General features: G+C 69.8%; 13 protein-coding genes. 9 read left to right on the forward strand and 4 right to left on the reverse strand.

The genetic code is table 11. The features are described from left to right. Nucleotides 1-522, reverse strand: a 522-nt coding sequence (locus JWP54_RS13285) for a response regulator transcription factor (protein WP_297372842.1), incomplete at its 3' end; no start/stop codon positions are given. A gap of 50 nt (nt 523-572) precedes the next feature. Next, the gene (locus JWP54_RS13290) at nt 573-1,571 is read right to left on the reverse strand and encodes a glycoside hydrolase family 6 protein (protein WP_297372844.1); all 999 of its coding nucleotides are present in this window, start codon (nt 1,569-1,571) and stop codon (nt 573-575) included. 77 nt (nt 1,572-1,648) lie between these two features. Between JWP54_RS13290 and JWP54_RS13295 the strand changes: the two genes are divergently transcribed. After that, nucleotides 1,649-3,124 carry a malate:quinone oxidoreductase gene (locus tag JWP54_RS13295; protein ID WP_297372846.1) on the forward strand — a complete coding sequence of 492 codons (1,476 nt, stop codon included), beginning with the start codon at nt 1,649-1,651 and terminating at the stop codon, nt 3,122-3,124. A 245-nt stretch (nt 3,125-3,369) separates the two neighbouring features. Here the strand turns inward: JWP54_RS13295 and JWP54_RS13300 are convergent, their stop codons facing one another. Further along, a complete protein-coding gene (locus JWP54_RS13300; protein ID WP_297372848.1) occupies nt 3,370-3,828 on the reverse strand; it encodes a MarR family transcriptional regulator in 459 nt (152 codons plus the stop codon). A 57-nt stretch (nt 3,829-3,885) separates the two neighbouring features. On the opposite strand from JWP54_RS13300, the gene JWP54_RS13305 reads away from it, so the two are divergent. Continuing rightward, a complete protein-coding gene (locus JWP54_RS13305; protein ID WP_297372850.1) occupies nt 3,886-4,251 on the forward strand; it encodes a VOC family protein in 366 nt (121 codons plus the stop codon). A 23-nt stretch (nt 4,252-4,274) separates the two neighbouring features. Here the strand turns inward: JWP54_RS13305 and JWP54_RS13310 are convergent, their stop codons facing one another. Continuing rightward, nucleotides 4,275-4,634: a hypothetical protein gene (locus JWP54_RS13310; RefSeq protein WP_297372852.1), complete on the reverse strand. Its 360-nt coding sequence runs from the start codon at nt 4,632-4,634 to the stop codon at nt 4,275-4,277. Between the two features lie 1,008 nt (nt 4,635-5,642). On the opposite strand from JWP54_RS13310, the gene JWP54_RS13315 reads away from it, so the two are divergent. The 7 genes from JWP54_RS13315 (at nt 5,643) to JWP54_RS13345 (ending at nt 16,379) form a co-directional block, all read left to right on the forward strand. Beyond that, on the forward strand, nt 5,643-7,076 hold the full coding sequence (locus tag JWP54_RS13315) for an MDR family MFS transporter (protein WP_297372854.1): 1,434 nt from the start codon (nt 5,643-5,645) through the stop codon (nt 7,074-7,076). A gap of 183 nt (nt 7,077-7,259) precedes the next feature. Beyond that, the gene (locus tag JWP54_RS13320; RefSeq protein ID WP_297372856.1) at nt 7,260-9,401 is read left to right on the forward strand and encodes an intein-containing Rv2578c family radical SAM protein; all 2,142 of its coding nucleotides are present in this window, start codon (nt 7,260-7,262) and stop codon (nt 9,399-9,401) included. A gap of 144 nt (nt 9,402-9,545) precedes the next feature. Continuing rightward, complete coding sequence (locus JWP54_RS13325; RefSeq protein WP_297372857.1) at nt 9,546-10,928, forward strand: ATP-binding protein; 1,383 nt, start codon at nt 9,546-9,548, stop codon at nt 10,926-10,928. Continuing rightward, nucleotides 10,925-12,301, forward strand: a complete 1,377-nt coding sequence (locus tag JWP54_RS13330; RefSeq protein WP_297372859.1) for a hypothetical protein — start codon at nt 10,925-10,927, stop codon at nt 12,299-12,301. The genes JWP54_RS13325 and JWP54_RS13330 overlap by 4 nt, the downstream gene beginning before the upstream one ends. A 49-nt stretch (nt 12,302-12,350) precedes the next feature. Next, complete coding sequence (locus JWP54_RS13335) at nt 12,351-12,986, forward strand: thymidine kinase (RefSeq protein WP_297372861.1); 636 nt, start codon at nt 12,351-12,353, stop codon at nt 12,984-12,986. A gap of 199 nt (nt 12,987-13,185) precedes the next feature. After that, nucleotides 13,186-13,851: a response regulator transcription factor gene (locus JWP54_RS13340; protein ID WP_297372862.1), complete on the forward strand. Its 666-nt coding sequence runs from the start codon at nt 13,186-13,188 to the stop codon at nt 13,849-13,851. Next, nucleotides 13,848-16,379: a hypothetical protein gene (locus JWP54_RS13345; protein ID WP_297372863.1), complete on the forward strand. Its 2,532-nt coding sequence runs from the start codon at nt 13,848-13,850 to the stop codon at nt 16,377-16,379. Before JWP54_RS13340 ends, JWP54_RS13345 begins: the two co-directional genes overlap by 4 nt. Nucleotides 16,380-16,624 lie beyond the last annotated feature (245 nt).

Raw genomic sequence — 16,624 nt, forward strand, 5'->3', positions numbered from 1 at the left:
GAACGTGGCGACCGATCCCCCGAAGTCGCCGCGCTGGAATCGCGCACGACCCATCGCCTCCAGCAGCTGCACCGACCGGCTCACGTCGACTGACACCCCGAGCGCACGCTCGATCCATGCGTCGGCCTGCGCCGAGCCCAGCCGCGGGCGGCGCAGCATGGCGTCGATGCGGGCGCGCAGCTCGCGCGGCCGGAACGGCTTGGTGAGGTAGTCATCCGCGCCGGCTTCGAGCCCCTGCAGGGTGTCGATCTCCTCGTCGCGGGCGGTGAGCATCACGAGATACGTGGAGCTGAACTCCCGGATTCGCTTGGCGGTCTCGAAACCGTCCATGCCCGGCATGCTCACATCGAGCGTCGTCACGATCGGGTCGTACGCGCGCACCGCGCGCACCCCGTCGAGGCCATTGCTCGTCGCGATGGCGTCGAATCCTGCCTGTGTGAGCACTGCTTCGAGCAGATGACGGATGTCCGCATCATCTTCGATGATCACCGCGACCCTACGTGTTTCCCCAGACGACGACATACCTGAGAATCATACGCGTTCCGGCGCTCGTCAGGGAAAATGGGGGACGGTTACCATCCGGCGGCGTCGGCGAGCTGCAACGCGCGCTCGTTCCACCACTCGCCGGCGGCGGGGCCGTTGTTGCAGGTGCCGTCGCTTTCCCCGGGCAGCTTCACCCAGAGGTAGGCGTCGCGGAGGCCCTCGTCGGTGCTGACCTCCGGGGTGACCCCGATGGCGCGCCCGGTGGGATTGCACCACTCGCCGTTGGTGCCCTTGCCGTTGCGGGAGGTGTCGACGATGAAGTGCGCATCGTTGGTGAGCGCGGAGACGGCTTCGCCGAACTTCTGCTCGGCGGCGTTGGAGTTGTAGTTGGAGACGTTGGTGGCGAAGCCGCGCACCTGCTGCACGCCGGCCCGGTTGAGCAGGTCGGCCATGGTGGCCGCGTCGACCCAGTCGGAGTGGCCCGCGTCGAGGTACACGGTGGCGATGGTGCTGGCGAAGGTGGCCACGCCCTGCTGGATCTGCTCCACCCGCTGGGGCACATTGCCGCACTCCGTGGCCAGCGCGAGCGCATCCGGTTCGAGGATGACCACGGCCGGGCTGGTCGTGAGGGCCGCCGCGATCGCGGACACCCAGATGGGATAGTCGGTCTCCGACAGGCCACCGGTGGAGTGGTTGCCGCAGTCGCGGTCGGGAATACCGTAGATGACGAAGACGGGCTCCTCGCCGGCCGTGGCCGCGGCGGCCGCGAACTTGGCGACGTCGGCCTGCACGGTCTCGAGCGGGAACTTCTCCGGCAGCAGCCAGATCGCGGCCGGCTGCTCGGCGATCTTGGCCAGGGTGGCGGCCTCTGCCGAGTCCGGGTCGGTCTCCGCGGCGGCCGCGGCGGCGATGGCGGCGGTGGACTTCGGGTTCGAGTAGAACGACAGCCCGGTGAGCGGGTTGGGATCGGCCGCCGGGTTGACCGACGCGGCCGCGAATGTGCCGATGAACAGGCCCAGCGCCACGATGGGGGCGGCAAGGGCGATCATGCCAAGGGACAGTCCTAAGCGGCTTCCGGTCGAGTGCATTTGGCAACCTTATCCTGCGCGCCGTGGCCGCCGCCCGGCCCGGCAAGAGCCCCGGTGACGCGAGATAGAGTTAGATCGTGAATTCAGACAAGGTCGATGTTGCCCTGATTGGCGGGGGCATAATGAGCGCCACTCTCGCCACACTGCTCAGCGAACTGCAGCCGGACTGGAACATTCAGGTCTTTGAGCGTCTCGGCGAGCTCGCTCAGGAGAGCTCCAACCCGTGGAACAACGCCGGTACCGGCCACGCGGCGTTGTGCGAACTGAATTACATGCCGCAGGCGCCGGATGGCTCGGTGACGGCCGAGAAGGCCGTCGTCATCAACGAGCAGTTCCAGATCAGCCGTCAGCTCTGGGCGCATCTCGTGGAAACCGGTGTGCTGCCCGAGCCGGAGAAGTTCATCAACTCCACCCCGCACATGACCTTCGTGCACGGCGCTTCCAACGTGGACTACCTGCGCAAGCGCCGGGACGCACTTGCCGGCGAGCCCCTCTTCGCGGGCATGGAGTACAGCGAGGACCCGGCTGTGATCGGGAAGTGGACCCCACTGATCACCAAGAAGCGCACGCCCAGGCAGAAGATCGCCGCCACCCGGATGGTGTCGGGCACCGACGTGGACTTCGGCGCCCTCACCGGTTACCTCTTCGACTCGCTGAAGGAACGCGGCGTCAAGGTGCACGTCAACCAGCAGGTCACCAACCTCAAGCAGCAGGACGACGGCAGCTGGAAGATCAAGCTGCTCAGCCTGGTCGGCCGGTACGTCAACACTGTTGAGGCCCGTTTCGTGTTCGTCGGCGCAGGCGGGGGAGCGCTTGCGCTGCTGCAGAAGAGCGGCATCCCCGAGATCAAGGGCTTCGGCGGCTTCCCGATCAGCGGCCAGTTCCTGCGCACGTCCAACCCGGCGGTCGTGGCCCAGCACCAGGCCAAGGTCTACGGCAAGGCCGCCGTGGGCGCCCCGCCGATGTCGGTGCCGCACCTGGACACCCGGGTGGTGGATGGCGAAACCTCGCTGTTGTTCGGCCCGTTCGCCGGCTTCAACCCCAAGTTCCTCAAGCGCAGCACCTGGTTCGACCTGCCGTTCTCGGTGCGGCCGCACAACCTGGTGCCGATGCTCGCCGTGGCCAAGAACAACTTCGGCCTGATGAAGTACCTGATCGGTGAGGTCTTCGCCTCCCGTGCGGCCAAGATCGAGGCGCTGCGGGAGTTCATGCCCACCGCGCAGGGCAAGGACTGGGAGTTGATCACCGCCGGCCAGCGCGTGCAGGTGATGAAGAAGGATGCCAAGCTTGGCGGCATCCTGCAGTTCGGCACCGAGGTCATCACCTCCGCCGACGGCAGCATCGCGGGCCTGCTCGGGGCGTCGCCCGGAGCATCCACCGCGGCGCCGATCATGGTCGACCTGCTCAAGCTCTGCTTCCCGGGGGAGTACTCCCGTTGGGAGCCGCAGCTGCGCGAGATGATCCCGAGCCTGGGCACCAAGCTCTCCGAGGACCCCGCCGCAGCGGCCGCCTCCCTCGCCCGAACCGCCGCGACCCTGCACCTGACCGCCTAAGTCACGCGCCCGCTTCCGCGAACGTAGAGGCGCGGATCCCACGCCGCAACGCAGCCGAGGCGCCTCGCGCGGGTCCCACGCCGTTACGCGGGTGGCGCGCCACCCGCGTAACGGCGCCCCACCCGCGTACCCCGGCCCCCGGCACCTCGCCCCCCCGGCACCTCGCCCCCCGGAACCTCGCCCCCCGGTACCTCAGCCCCGGTACCTCAGCCCCCAGCACCTCGGGCCGGCCCCGCGGCGCGGCGTCACGCCGACGCATCCTCGTCCCGCAATGACCGCGCGCACCGGTGCAGCAGGTCGCGCAACACGGTCTCCTCCTGGGCGCTCAGCGACCCCTTCATCCGGTCCTCGACGGCCTTGACCGCGGCGCTGGCCAGCCGGAGGCGCTCCCGCCCAGCCGGGGTCAACTCGGTGGGCAGCACCCGCCCGGAGATCGGCCGGTCGAGCCGGGTGACCAGCCCGTCGCTCTCCAGGCTCTGCAGCACGATGTTCATCGACTGCCGGGTGACGAACGTGCCGCGCGCCAGATCGGAGTTCGACAGCCCCGGCCGCTGGAGCAACAACTCCAGGCAGGAGTAGTGCGTGATCGTCATGCCGAGGGGGCGAAGGGCGGCTTCCATCTCCGAGCGCAGCACGCTCGAGACCTGTTTCACCAGGTAGCCCAGAGACGTCTTCAACTGGATTCCCGAACCGTCTTGACTCATGTCAGTATTCTGACATACACTTGACCATGTCAGCTATCTGACACCAAGGAGCATCCCATGACGTCATCCGGCCCCGGCTTCATCTCCCTGCAGGTCCGCGACCTGCCGCCATCGGCCGCGTTTTACGAGAAGTACCTCGGGTTCACCCGCCAGGCCGGCCCGCCCCACGCGGTCGACTTCCGCACCACGCCGGCGGCATTCGCCCTGCGCTCGCCGCTGCCCGGCGTCGACCTGGACTCGGTGCCCCAACTCGGCCTCGGCATCGGCGTCTGGCTGCACACCCCCGATGCGCAGGCGGTCCACGACACCCTCCTCGCCGATGGCGTCACCATCACGTCCGACCCGATCGACGGCCCGTTCGGCCGCACGTTCACCTTCGCCGACCCCGACGGCTACCAGATCACCCTGCACAGTCGGGCCTAGCCCGTCACCGGCCGGCTCACCCCCTAGTACGGTTCAGGAACCGCGATCAGACCCATCGGATCTTCGTCGATGACCGGTGCGTTCGCCGCGATGTCGGCGCTGTCGATCGGGCTGGCTTGACCGCCAACCGGCGGCAGCGCCGGCACGGGGAACCGCTCGCTCTCCTCCGCGCCCGTGACGCCGTCGACGCCGGCCACTTCGAGCTGGGTCGCTGCGCTCAGGAGCAGCGTGTGCGGAACCACCGTGTTGTTCGGCTCCAGGACGGGGATATCGATCGCCACCGCGGCGGCCATCGCTGCCACATGGGCTACGTAGTTCACCAATGCGTCAGAGACTCCGGTGCCGGTGATCAGGGACTGGCCGTTGTAGGTGATGCGTTTCATTCCCCGACCATATGGTGAGACGCGATTTTCGGTCACTCCCTTGACGGATGTGCCTGCATCAGGGCATTCGTCCCGCGCCGACCGTTGATAAGCACGAGGGCCTCAGCTGGAATAATCCTGAGCGAATCTCAGCAGCAAGCTCGCTCGCCCGAGGGGAAGCCGGCTATGAAGGTGCTCAGTTGTCACGACCGAGGGGGCAGCCGATGACGCTCGCCTCGAACGAATCCGTTTCGATCATCGACTTCGTGGACTCGCTATTGGGCGGTGAATGGCCCGCGTCCGAGGAGGAGGCCGCCGCCTATTTGAGGGAGCACGGCTGTGAGGTCCTGGTTGCGCATCAGGCACGGGAGCGGATGGTGCGAGTCGGCCGCTGGCGCACGGCCCAGCTGGACCTGTGGGGCACGTGGACGTCCGACCCACGCAGCGGCACGGCCGTGCGTTTCTGCGTGCTGGAAGCCTCAAGCACGCGACCAGACGTTCCCGCCCGGGTACGCCTCCCTGACCGCGGAGCTGCGCGAGCGCTTCGGTGCGCCGGCGATCGTCGACCGGAACCCGCTCAGCCCGCACAGCCTCTGGTGCTGCGGCCAGTTGACGGTCGGGGTGGATGCCTACAGCCGCGAGCTGGGACAAACCCTCATCCAGGTGACGATCCAGCGCGCGAGAACCAACCTTCCGGCCCGATCGGGTCCCCCGCTCCGGAGCAGTTGACCCTGAGCGCCTGAGCGCCTGAGCGCCTGAGCGCCTAGCGCCTGAGCGCCTGAGCGCTTGGCCCGGCCAAGCTCGACATCACGGTGCGAGGAGGTCATGCCCATGACTATAGAAGTCGGACTCCACAACAGTCAGGGGTTGCGCAGATGTCACGCCACTGCAAGCACCCCCGCGGGCCGGCGGATGCCCGCCCGCCGCCAAGGGCCCAGGTGAATCGCGAAAAATCCGGAATAGTCGGCGGCGCGCAGGACTTGGGACCAAAGTGACCTTCCAAAACGACACCCGGGCAATGTCCATCCGATGAGTGTCGAGAGAAGGGACGTCGGCTTCCGATCCGAACGCGGGCCCATCCTCATCGCCCTCATGCTGACGACCGGTCTCGTCGCCATCGAGTCGACGATCCTCGCCACCGCGGTGCCCTCCATCGTGAAGGACATCGGCGGCTTCTCGCAGTTCCCGTGGCTGTTCTCGATCTACCTGCTCGCGCAGGCCGTGTCGGTGCCGGTGTACGCGAAGCTGTCCGATGTCATCGGGCGCAAGCCCATCCTCCTGTTCGGCATCGGGATCTTCCTGCTCGGCTCCATCCTGTGCGGCTTCGCCTGGAGCATGCCCGCGCTGATCGCCTTCCGGGCCGTCCAGGGCCTGGGCGCCGGCGCGATCCTGCCGATGTCGGTCACCATCGCCGGCGACATCTACACCGTGGCCGAGCGCGCGAAGACCCAGGGTTACCTCGCCAGCGTCTGGGCGGTGTCCTCCGTGGTCGGGCCGACCCTCGGCGGGGTGTTCGCCGAATTCTCGTCGTGGCGCTGGATCTTCTTCATCAACATCCCCCTCTGCCTTTTGGCGGCCTGGATGCTGATGCGCACCTTCCACGAGACCGTCGAGCACCGCACCCACAAGGTGGACTACCTCGGCGCGACCCTGCTGATGCTCGCGTTGAGCGCCCTGCTCCTGGCGGTGCTCGAGGGCGGACAGGCCTGGGCGTGGGCCTCCCCGCAGAGCATCGGCGTCTTCACCATCGGCGCGCTGCTGCTGGTCGCCTTCGTCTTCGCCGAGCGCCGCGCGGCTGAACCGGTGCTGCCGATGTGGGTGTTCTCGCGCCGGGTGGTGCTCACGAGTTCGCTGATCGGTCTGGGCGTGGGCGCCATCATGCTGGGGCTGTCGTCGTTCGTGCCGACCTACCTGGAGGGTTCGCTGGGCGTCACTCCCATCCTCGGCGGGCTCGCCGTCGCGGCCCTGACGATCGGCTGGCCCATTGCCGCGTCGCAGTCCGGCCGGCTCTACCTGCGGATCGGATTCCGCACCACGGTGCTGATCGGCATGGCCATCACCGTGATCGGCACCGCGACCCTGGCGCTCACCGCCGCCACGCCCGCCGTCGCCACCGTTGCCCTGTCCTGCTTCGTGATCGGCCTCGGACTGGGCCTGGTGGCGACCCCGTCGATGATCGCCGCCCAGTCCAGCGTCGGCTGGGACGAACGTGGAGTCGTCACGGGAACCAACATGTTCTCCCGATCCATCGGCAGCGCCGTCGGAGTGGCCATCTTCGGCGCCGTCGCCAACGCCATCTACGCGCTGCCCGGCAACGCCGGCCACGACCCCGAGGCGATCACGGCCGCCTCGTCCGCCGTGTTCCTGGCGCTCGCGATCACCGCGGTCGCCACCGTTGCCGCGGCCTTCTACATGCCCCGCACCAAGCCCCTCGGCCTGGAGTCCGCCCCGCCCACCCCCTAGCCGCCCGCCCCCTCGGCACGGGCGATTCCGGGCCAACCGGCAGCCGCAACGAGCTGCGCGGGTCAGGCGCCGCTTCGCGGGTGGCGCGCCACCAGCGGAGCGGCGCCTTGCCCGCGCGTCACCTCAGCGGATGCCGACCGCGCCGCGCTTGCATCCGACTCGAACATGTGTTCGACTTGACGCATGCGCTGGAGTGGACAGGAACTGACAACCGAGCAGGCCGGGGCGCTCCCGGGACTGGCACGGCTGAACAACCTCGTGCGCAGCGTGCGCACCCCCGAGTTCGACGGCATCACCTTCCACGAGGTACTCGCCAAGTCAGCCCTCAACCGGGTGCCCGGCCAAAGCGCCATGCCCTTCGGCTGGACCATCAACCCCTACCGGGGCTGCTCCCATGCGTGCACCTACTGCCTGAGCCCGGAAACCCTCATCCTGATGGCGGACGGCCGGCAGAAGCCGCTCTGGGAAGTGCGTGTAGGCGAGGCCATCATCGGTACCCGCACCGAGGGCGTCTACCGACGTTATATAGAGACCACCGTTCTCGCCGCCTGGAACACCCGCAAGCGCGGCTATCGGATCACCCTCGGCGACGGCACCGAGATCGTCGCCAGCGGCGACCACCGCTTCCTTACTGAGCGTGGCTGGAAGTACGTCACCGGCGCCATGAGCGGCGCGGACCAGCGTCCCTACCTGACGCCGAACAACAAGCTGACTGGTTTCGGACTCAACGGGCTGACGGAAACTACGCAGCCCCAATACTTCAAACCCGACTACCGCCGCGGGTATCTCACCGGAATGATCCGAGGCGACGGGATGATGATCTCCCGGGATTACCCAAGGCGATCCGGTGGCGGAAGTAAAGTGCGGTTGTTCAGGCTTGCGCTGGCCGATGTGGAAGCCCTCAACCGGTCGCGCCTATTTCTTGAGCAGGAGGGTGTGCTGACGCAGACTCGCCCGTTCGCTGTAGCTTCCGGAACCCGACGGGCCATGGCCTCGATCTATTCGGGCAAGGCTGCCAACTACGAACGGATCACAAAACTCATCCAATGGCCTGAAGCACCCGACGCCGATTGGCATGCGGGCTATCTCTCCGGGGTCTTCGACGCGGAGGGATCGTGCTCCCAAGGGGTACTGCGCATCAGCAACATGAACGTTGAAATCCTTGACAACATTCAGACGTCTATGGCGGCTTTGGGTATCGACCATGTGCTGGAAGCGGCGAGGCGGAATGGGGTTCGCTGTGTTCGAGTCACCGGTGGCCTTCCGATGCGATCGCGGTTCTTCAACTTGGTGGGCCCAGCCATCGACCGCAAGCTGTCCATCGCGGGCCGCGCCGTGAAGTCCGACGCCAAGCTGCAAATCGTCTCCATCGAAGACCTCGGCGCCACCATGGACATGATCGACATCACCACCGGCACCGGGGACTTCGTCGCCAACGGCGTTGTCAGTCACAATTGCTTTGCCCGCCCCACCCACAACTACCTCGACCTCGACGCCGGCAAGGACTTCGACAACGAGATCATCGTCAAGGTCAACGTCGCCGAGATCCTCCGCAAAGAACTCGCCAAGCCCACCTGGGGCAAGCATCCGGTGGCGCTCGGCACCAACACCGACCCGTACCAGCGCGCCGAGGGCCGCTACCGGTTGATGCCCGGCATCATCGCCGCGCTCGCCGACTCCGGCACCCCGTTCTCGATCCTCACCAAAGGCACCCTGCTGCGCCGCGACCTCGACCTGCTCCGGGAGGCCAGCCGCCAGGTACCCGTCGACCTGGCCATGTCCATCGCCATCTACGACGACGAGCTGCAGCAGGCCGTCGAACCGGGCACCCCGTCCACCAAGGCCCGGCTCGCCACGGTCAGCGCCATCCGCAACCTCGGCATGGACTGCTCGGTGTTCCTGATGCCGATCCTCCCGTTCCTCACCGACACCCGCGCACACCTCGACGAGGCCATGCGCCAAGCCAAGGCCGCCGGCGCTACCGGGGTTCTCTACAGCGCGCTCTACCTCAAGCCCGGGGTCAAGGAGTGGTACTTCCAGTGGCTCGAGCGTGACCACCCCGAGCTGCTGCCCCGCTATCGGGAGATGTTCAAACGCGGCAGCTACGCCCCCAAGGAGTACCGCCAGTGGCTGGCCGGCCGCATCCAGCCGCTGATGCGCGCGCACGGCCTCAGCCACCGCCGCGAAGACCCCGCCACCGGCGGCATCCTCTCGACCGCCCTCACCGGCGCGCCCGTCGGCCCCACCACCGGGGCGGATGGGCCGCCCGCCGGCTCCCTGATCGCAGCCGAACTGCCCCCCGAAATCTCGCCCACCCTGTTTTGAGTTGCCCGACCTTGCGCGGCCCCGGCGCGAGCGCCACCGCCCCGCCTGACCATTCCCTCCACCCGCGCTGAAGACTACCTGACCCCCACCCGGGTGATCGCCGAATCCCGCACACCTGAGATAATCGGAGGCGGAGAGGGCGCAATGTCACTTGGGTTACCTGGGCACCTGGTTGAGGCAACACTGAGCCGAGCCCTGGCCCGCGCATCCCACTGGTTCGGCGTCATCTGCCTGGCCGGCGCGCTCGCCTCGGTGCTCGCGCTGAGCATGGCCCCGGTCACTGACCGGCTGCTGGCCACCATCGCCGCGATCGTCGGCATGGGCGCCCTGCTCGCCGTCCTCGCCAAGTGGCGCACGGTGCCGCTCACTATCGCCTACCTGGTGCTCGGCGCCGCCTGCACCTACCTGTTCACCGGCGCGGTGCTGGGCATGCCCGGTGTGTTCTCCTCGTCAGACCTGTTCCTCATCTCCCTGCCCAAGATGGCCCTGATCATGGTCGGCGGCGCCGGCTCCGGCGCTCTCGTCGGCGTGCTCTGGAGCACGGTCGGCTTCCTGTTCGCGGAGGTCGCCGCCACCCTCGCCGTGTCGCAGACCCCGGTGCCCGACCGGCCCGACGTGTTCACCATCGTCACCTACCTGATGCTGGTGGGTGTGATGCTGCTCGACGGCCTTACCCGCCGCACCGGTCGCGCCGCGCAGCCGGCCATCCACCGGGCCGTGCAGGACGACGAGGCCCGCACCCTCCGGCACGACTTCGACGTGCGCGCGATCGCGCTGATGCACGACACCACCCTCAACCAGCTCGTGTCGGTGGCCCGCGCCAAGCCCGGCCCGCTCAGCCGCGGCCTCGAGGCCGGCATCCGGGAGACCCTGCACACCCTCGCCGACCGGGACTGGCTCACCCACGTCGACGAGCGCACCGCGGCGGCGCCCGCCGGCAGCGACGGATGGCTGGCCAGCGCCGTGTACCGAGCCATCGACCGCAGCCGGGACCGCGGCCTCGTCGTCGACATCACCGGCGAGAAGGATGCCCTCGGGCGCCTCGACGCCGAACAGGACCGCGAGCTCGGCCTCGCCGTGCAGCAATGCCTCGTGAACGTGCTGCAGCACGCCGGCATCGCCGCCGCCGAAGTGGTCATCGACGCCGACGACGAGAACGTGTCGGTGATGGTGCTCGACGCCGGCAGCGGTTTCATGGAAGCCGAAACCGGCAACGACCGGCTGGGCCTGCGCCAGTCGGTGCGCAAACGCATCGAACGCCTCGGCGGCACCGTCGTGATCTGGTCCCGCCCCGGCGCCGGCACCTCCGTGCTGCTCACCCTCCCCGCCCCCGTTCCCGCCCCCGTTCCCGCCACCCTCTCCGCCGACTTGCCCCCCTCCGGACCACTTGCCCCGTCACAGCAGGGCAACTCGTCCGCAACCGGGCAACTCGCGAATGCCCCCGCACCCACCCCCACCCCCGCGCCGGCCGCTCCCGCACCAACACCGGCACTCGCGGACACTCCTGCCGATCAGGCCACCCCGTGACCCGCCGCAGCCCCACCCAGCAGCGCCTCGACCCGCTGGGCACCCTCGCCGCGTGGCCGCTGGCCCCCGCCATCGGCGCGGTCGTGCTCTGTTACTCGGTGATCGCCACCGTCCTGCAGTCCGACCAGGTGCACACCCCCCTCCTGGCCACCCTCGCCGTGATCGCCATGGCCTCCGCCGCCGCGACCTTGGTCATCGCCACCCGCCCGGCGCACTCCCCGTTCGGCGCCCGGATGCACCTGGTCATGGTCAGCCTCGCCGTGCTCGGCTACCTCCTCGAAACGGCCAGCCGCTGGGGCGGCAACCAGGTCGTGCAAGACGACTTCGGCCCCATCGGCGTCGGCCTGCTGCTTCTCGCCCTGGCACCCTACCGGCCCTGGCGGGAGATCGCCCTCTCCGGCGCCATCGCCAGCGTCATCGCCATCGCCATCACCCTTCCGCAGTCCGGCAGCTACCGCACCGACGTGCCCGCCGCGGTGTACGCGATCGTCGCGGTCACCCAGATCCTGGCGCCGGCCGCGGCCGGCGCCGCGTATTCCCGCCGCATCGTCAGGTCCATCAAGCTCTATCAAACGGATGCCCGCCGCGCCATCGTCGCCCGCACCGAGGAGGCCCGCGGCCAGCTGGCCCGCGCCGTGGTGGAGCAGCAGGTCACCGCCCTGAAGTCCGGCGTGATCCCGTTCCTCACCGATCTGCTCGACACGGGCACCGTCACCGCCCTCGACATCGCCCAGGCCGGCCAGCTCGCCGCGGACGTGCGCCGCACCCTCGTGGCCGAAGTCGACCGCACCTGGCTGGACTCGGTCGTCGCTCGGGAACGCGCCGCCCTGGCCGAACGCGGCACCCCCGGCCTGCTCGTCGTCGCCGACCCGGAGCACCGGGCCACCGTCTTCGCCGCCGAACAACGCGCCGCCACCGCGGCGCTGCTCGGCGCCCTCTGCGCCGCCACCGGTTTCGACCCGCACAGCCTGGTCGTGCAGATCACGGGCACCCCCCGCCGCACCCAGACCCGCACCCAGCCCGGCACCCCGACGAACCCCCGCGCCGCCGCCATCCGCCCCGACCTCGGCCAGAGCCCCCGCGGCCTCCGCGCCGGCCTTCCCGCCGCGGCCCCGGCGCACATCGACACCATCACCATCCAGGCCGCCCTGGACCTGCCGCCCCGCAAGGTGCGCGCGCTGCTGCGGCCCTACCTCGGCGTGATCCGGGTGGTGTTCGGCGCCGTGCGGGTCACCGTGCGCCGGCCTTCGCTCACCATCGAACTCGACGGCGTGCGCCCTGTCGACCCGGCCGCCGACACCCTGCCCGCCACCGCGACCCCGGCCACCCCGCTCGGGGTGCGCGCGCAGCGCCCTCCCCGCCAAGTACGCTGAATCCGGCAGCAGCAGGCGCCACACGAACGCAGAGGCGGTACCGGCGGTAATGGCGAAACTGTATTTTCGATACGGCGCGATGAACAGCGGCAAGAGCACGTCCATGCTCCAGGCCGCCTACAACTATGAGGAGCGCGGCCACCGGGTGCTGCTGGCCAAACCGTCCATCGACACCAAGGGCGACCGCGGCATCCTCTCCCGCCTGGGCGTCACCCGCGGCGTCGACTTCCTGCTCATCCCCGAGGCGGATGCGTACGCCCTGTTCCAGGAGCACCGCGCCGACACCCTCGCCGGGAGCGGCCTGGACGTCAGCGCCCTCCTCGTCGACGAGGCCCAGTTCCTCACCGAAACCCAGGTCGACGACCTGCTGCGCATCGCGATCATCGAGAACGTTCCGGTGCTGGCGTACGGCATCCGCACCGACTTTCAGACCGTCGCGTTCCCCGGCAGTCGCCGGCTGCTCGAGGTGGCGCACAGCCTGGAGGAGCTCAAGACCATCTGCCGCTGCGGCCGGAAGGCCGTGTTCAACGGCCGTCAGGTCAACGGGGTCTTCGTCTTCGACGGCGACCAGGTTGCCATCGACGGCGTCGAGGTGACCTACGAGTCGCTCTGCGGCTCCTGCTACCTCGAGGAGAGCCACGGCGTGCTGAACAACCGTCGCCGCGGACCGGTGCAGCCGATATGACCGGCGAAAGCCCGGCCCGGCGGAGCGGGGGCGCTCAATCGAGAACCGTCGAGAGCGCCCCACGCCAGCCCCCCGGCTGTTCCCCACACTCAGAGTAGGGAAGCGCCGACCGGGCCGAAAGCCCTTACTTATCAGGGCACCCACTCCGGGGGACAGGTGCCACCCACGCAGCACCCCCGTCCGCACTCCGACCAGCTCCATGAAAGAGCACCGCATGCACCGCTACCGGGTCGCCCTGATCGACGATCATGAGATCGTGGCGCGCGGTTTCGCCGGGCTCTTCGCCACCATCCCCGACATCGAGGTGGTGGCCACCGTCGCCACCGTCGCAGAGCTGCGGGCGCTGGTGCCCGGCGGCCGGGTCGACCTGGTCATCCTCGACCTGCGGCTCTCCGACGGCTCCACCGTCAGCGACAACGTCGAGGGCCTGCGCGCCACCGGCGCCCAGGTGCTCGCGTTCACCGGCGGCGACGACGCCGTGCTGATGCGGGCGGCCGCGCGCGGCGGCGTGCTCGGCGTGGTGCGCAAGTCCGAACCCACCGAGGTGCTCCTCGACGCCGTGACCCGCGCGGCGGCGGGGGAGACCATCGCCTCCACCGAGTGGGCCGCGGCACTGGATGGCGACCCAGACCTGGCCGACGCCGGCCTCAGCCCGCGCGAGCGGGAGGTGCTCTCCCTCTACGCCGCCGGCGCGAAGGCGCCGCTGGTGGCCTCGCACACGGGCCTGTCCGAGCTCACCGTCGTCGACTACATCCGCCGGGTGCGCTCCAAGTACGAAAAGGTCGGCCGGCCGGCGAACACCAAGATCGACCTCTACAAGCGGGCGCTGGAAGACGGCATCCTGCCCATCCCCGGCCGGTCATGATCACGCCGGCGCCGACCGAGCCGACCGTTCCGACCGACCCCGGCGGCCCGGCCGCGCCCGCCGACCCCACCAACTCCGCCGACCCCGCCGACCCGGCCAGGCCGACCCCGTTGGCGACCGCCAATCTCACCCGCGTGCTCTGCATCGCCCTCGCAGCGGCCAGCGTTATCTTCGGCGCACTCTCCCTCGGCTCCTTCCTCGCGCAGGGCTGGTACCCCACTCCCATGCTGGCCGGGACGGCGTGGCTGTTCGCATTCGGTCTGCCCGTTCTCCTGGGCCTCGGCAGCCGGGTCGCACCGCTGTGGATGCTGCAGGGCAACGTCGCGCTCCAGGCCGCGAGCTACATTCTGATCTGCCTATTCCTTCTGCTGGCCGGCGCCGGCCCGCTGCCCGAAGGTGCCGAGATTCCCTGGGTGATCACCTACACCGGGGTGCCGTGCGTGGCGGTGGCCGCGTTCGCCGGCCGCAGAACGGCCTGGGCGTTCACGGTGATGGCCACCGGGCTCAGCGGCGCGATCCGCTTCGCGACCACCACCGAGCACCTGCCGGTGCTGGTCGGCCTGGCCGACGGCCTCTACTCGCTTCTTCTGGTGAGCGTGTTCGTGGCCCTCACCCTGGCCGCCCGCCGCGCGGCCGCGCGGGTGGACGACACCACCCTGCTCACCCGGCAAGCCGAAGCCCGCCGGGCCGCCCGGGTGGCGCGCCGGCAGGAGCGCCTGCGCATCGACGCCCTTGTGCACGACAGCGTGATCTCCACCCTGCTCATGGCCGGCCTCGGCCGCAGCCCGCTCCCGGTGGTGTCCGAACACGCCGCGAAAACCCTGCGGCAGCTCGACGCGCTCCGCGAACCGCCGGTGCAACCGGTGGTGCTGGTCTCCGACCTCCTCCGCCGGCTCAGCCGGCTGGCCGCGCAGATCGCCCCGGATGCGGTCGTGCGGGTCGACGATTCGGCCCGCCCCGGCGACGGTGCGGTCATCGAACGCACCGTGCCGGCTGTGGCCGTGGCGGCGATGCTGGGCGCCGCGGGGGAGGCGCTGCGCAACTCAGTGAACGCCGCCGCCGGCCCGCGCGCCGCCTCCGGCCCGGCCCGCCGGGTTCGCCGCAGCGTCACGCTGCTCTCCACCACCGACGGCTGCCAGATCACCGTCAGTGACGACGGCGTGGGCTTCGACCCGGCCGCGGTGCCGCCGGAACGCCTCGGCATCACCCAGAGCATCCTCGGCCGGATGCAGCAGGTGCCCGGTGGCGCCGCGAACCTGCGCTCAGCCCCGGGCCACGGCACCGACGTCATCATCGTGTGGGCGCCGGAACGACTGTTCGTGGGTACCGCCCCGGCCGCGGCCGAGCCGTCTCCCGCCGTCCACCGCGGCTCGGCCGCGCACCAGAACCCCGCTGATCGCCACCCCGCCGAGCGCCGCGACCCCGGCGACCCCGGCGACCCCGGCGACACCGGCAGCGCTCCCGGCTTCATCGACCGCCGGTCGGTGCCCCGGCGAGTTGTCGACGCGGCCCTGGACCCCGTCGAGCCGCCCTCCCTCGCCCAGACCCTCGGCCTGTCCGCCGTCACCACGCGCAGCATCCTGGCCCTGTTCGTACTCGTGCACGGCCTGCTCGCCGTGATCGACCTCGAGCCCGGCCGGCCCACCCAGCTGGTGCTCGGTGCCTTCCTGCCGATTGTGGTGGCGGCGTGGGTGGCGCTGGTGCGTGGCTTCGACGAACCCTTCCCGCGCCCGCGGGCGGCCCTGATCCTCGGCCTCTGCGCCGTCGGCGCGATCCTGATGTTCGCCTACCTGCCGCCGAACAGCGCCGCCCCGTTCGCGCACTGGCACCTCGGTGCGATCACCCTGATTCTCGTGGTGCTCGGCATCCGCGGGCAGATCGGCTGGGCCTGGCTCGGTTACCTGGGCCTCGCCGCCCTCGCCGTGGGCTGGGCCATGGCCACCGCCCAGTCGCCGCTGGCCGCGGTCAACCTGATCAGCCGGCATGCCGGCACGCTGCTCGCCGGCACTCTGTTCGTGGTGGGCCTGCACCGCACCGAACGCACCCTCTGGGTGCTCACCGCCAATGACATCGCCCGGGCCACCCGCGACGCCACCCTGGTCGCCGCCATCGAGGAACGTGAGGCCGAGCTGAGGCGGGTCAACGCTCTCGCCCAGCCCACCCTGCACCGCCTCGCCGAGCCGCGCCCCCTCACCGACGCCGAACGCGCCGAGTGCCTCCTCATCGAGGCGGGCCTCCGCGACGCCATCCGCGGCCGGGTGCTGTTCCTCGAACCGGTGATCACCGCCGTGGCCAACGCCCGGCAGCGCGGCGTGGAGGTCACCGTGCTCGACGACAGCGGCGACACCCCGCCCGACGCCCTGCCCGCCTTGGCCCGCACCGTCGCCGACGTGCTCGACACCGTCGACGCCGGCCGGGTCACCATCCGCGTCCTCCCCGCCGGCCGAGCGGATGTGGCCACCCTGGTCATCGAGTCCGGCACCAACCGCATCCTTTCGGTCGGCCCGGCCGGAGCCCTGACCACTTAGCCCCAATCGAGCGCCCCGCTGGCAGGGGCCCCGATGCGCAACTCCTGCAAAATCTCCACAAGTGTCCGAAACAGCTGAATACAGGCCGTTTCGACGGATGCAGCAGGAGTTCTGCATCGGTCCGCATGCCGTCCACCACCGGTTGAGCCGGTCGAGATCTCGCGCGCCGCCCCTAAGCCAATAGTGAAGCGTCTGCCTGACCACGGTGAGTTCACAAGACGGCGGCGTCACCTCGACGGCCTAGC

Source organism: Cryobacterium sp. (genome assembly GCF_025463825.1).
Taxonomy (GTDB): domain Bacteria; phylum Actinomycetota; class Actinomycetes; order Actinomycetales; family Microbacteriaceae; genus Cryobacterium.

Bases quoted from the DNA above. Each gene is read 5' to 3' on its own strand.
- JWP54_RS13310 (WP_297372852.1), bottom strand. From the start codon at position 4,634: ATGAAACGCATCACCTACAACGGCCAGTCCCTGATCACCGGCACCGGA.
- JWP54_RS13305 (WP_297372850.1), top strand. From the start codon at position 3,886: ATGACGTCATCCGGCCCCGGCTTCATCTCCCTGCAGGTCCGCGACCTG.
- JWP54_RS13340 (WP_297372862.1), top strand. From the start codon at position 13,186: ATGAAAGAGCACCGCATGCACCGCTACCGGGTCGCCCTGATCGACGAT.
- JWP54_RS13290 (WP_297372844.1), bottom strand. From the start codon at position 1,571: ATGCACTCGACCGGAAGCCGCTTAGGACTGTCCCTTGGCATGATCGCC.
- JWP54_RS13320 (WP_297372856.1), top strand. From the start codon at position 7,260: ATGCGCTGGAGTGGACAGGAACTGACAACCGAGCAGGCCGGGGCGCTC.
- JWP54_RS13315 (WP_297372854.1), top strand. From the start codon at position 5,643: ATGAGTGTCGAGAGAAGGGACGTCGGCTTCCGATCCGAACGCGGGCCC.
- JWP54_RS13325 (WP_297372857.1), top strand. From the start codon at position 9,546: ATGTCACTTGGGTTACCTGGGCACCTGGTTGAGGCAACACTGAGCCGA.
- JWP54_RS13300 (WP_297372848.1), bottom strand. From the start codon at position 3,828: ATGAGTCAAGACGGTTCGGGAATCCAGTTGAAGACGTCTCTGGGCTAC.
- JWP54_RS13345 (WP_297372863.1), top strand. From the start codon at position 13,848: ATGATCACGCCGGCGCCGACCGAGCCGACCGTTCCGACCGACCCCGGC.
- JWP54_RS13335 (WP_297372861.1), top strand. From the start codon at position 12,351: ATGGCGAAACTGTATTTTCGATACGGCGCGATGAACAGCGGCAAGAGC.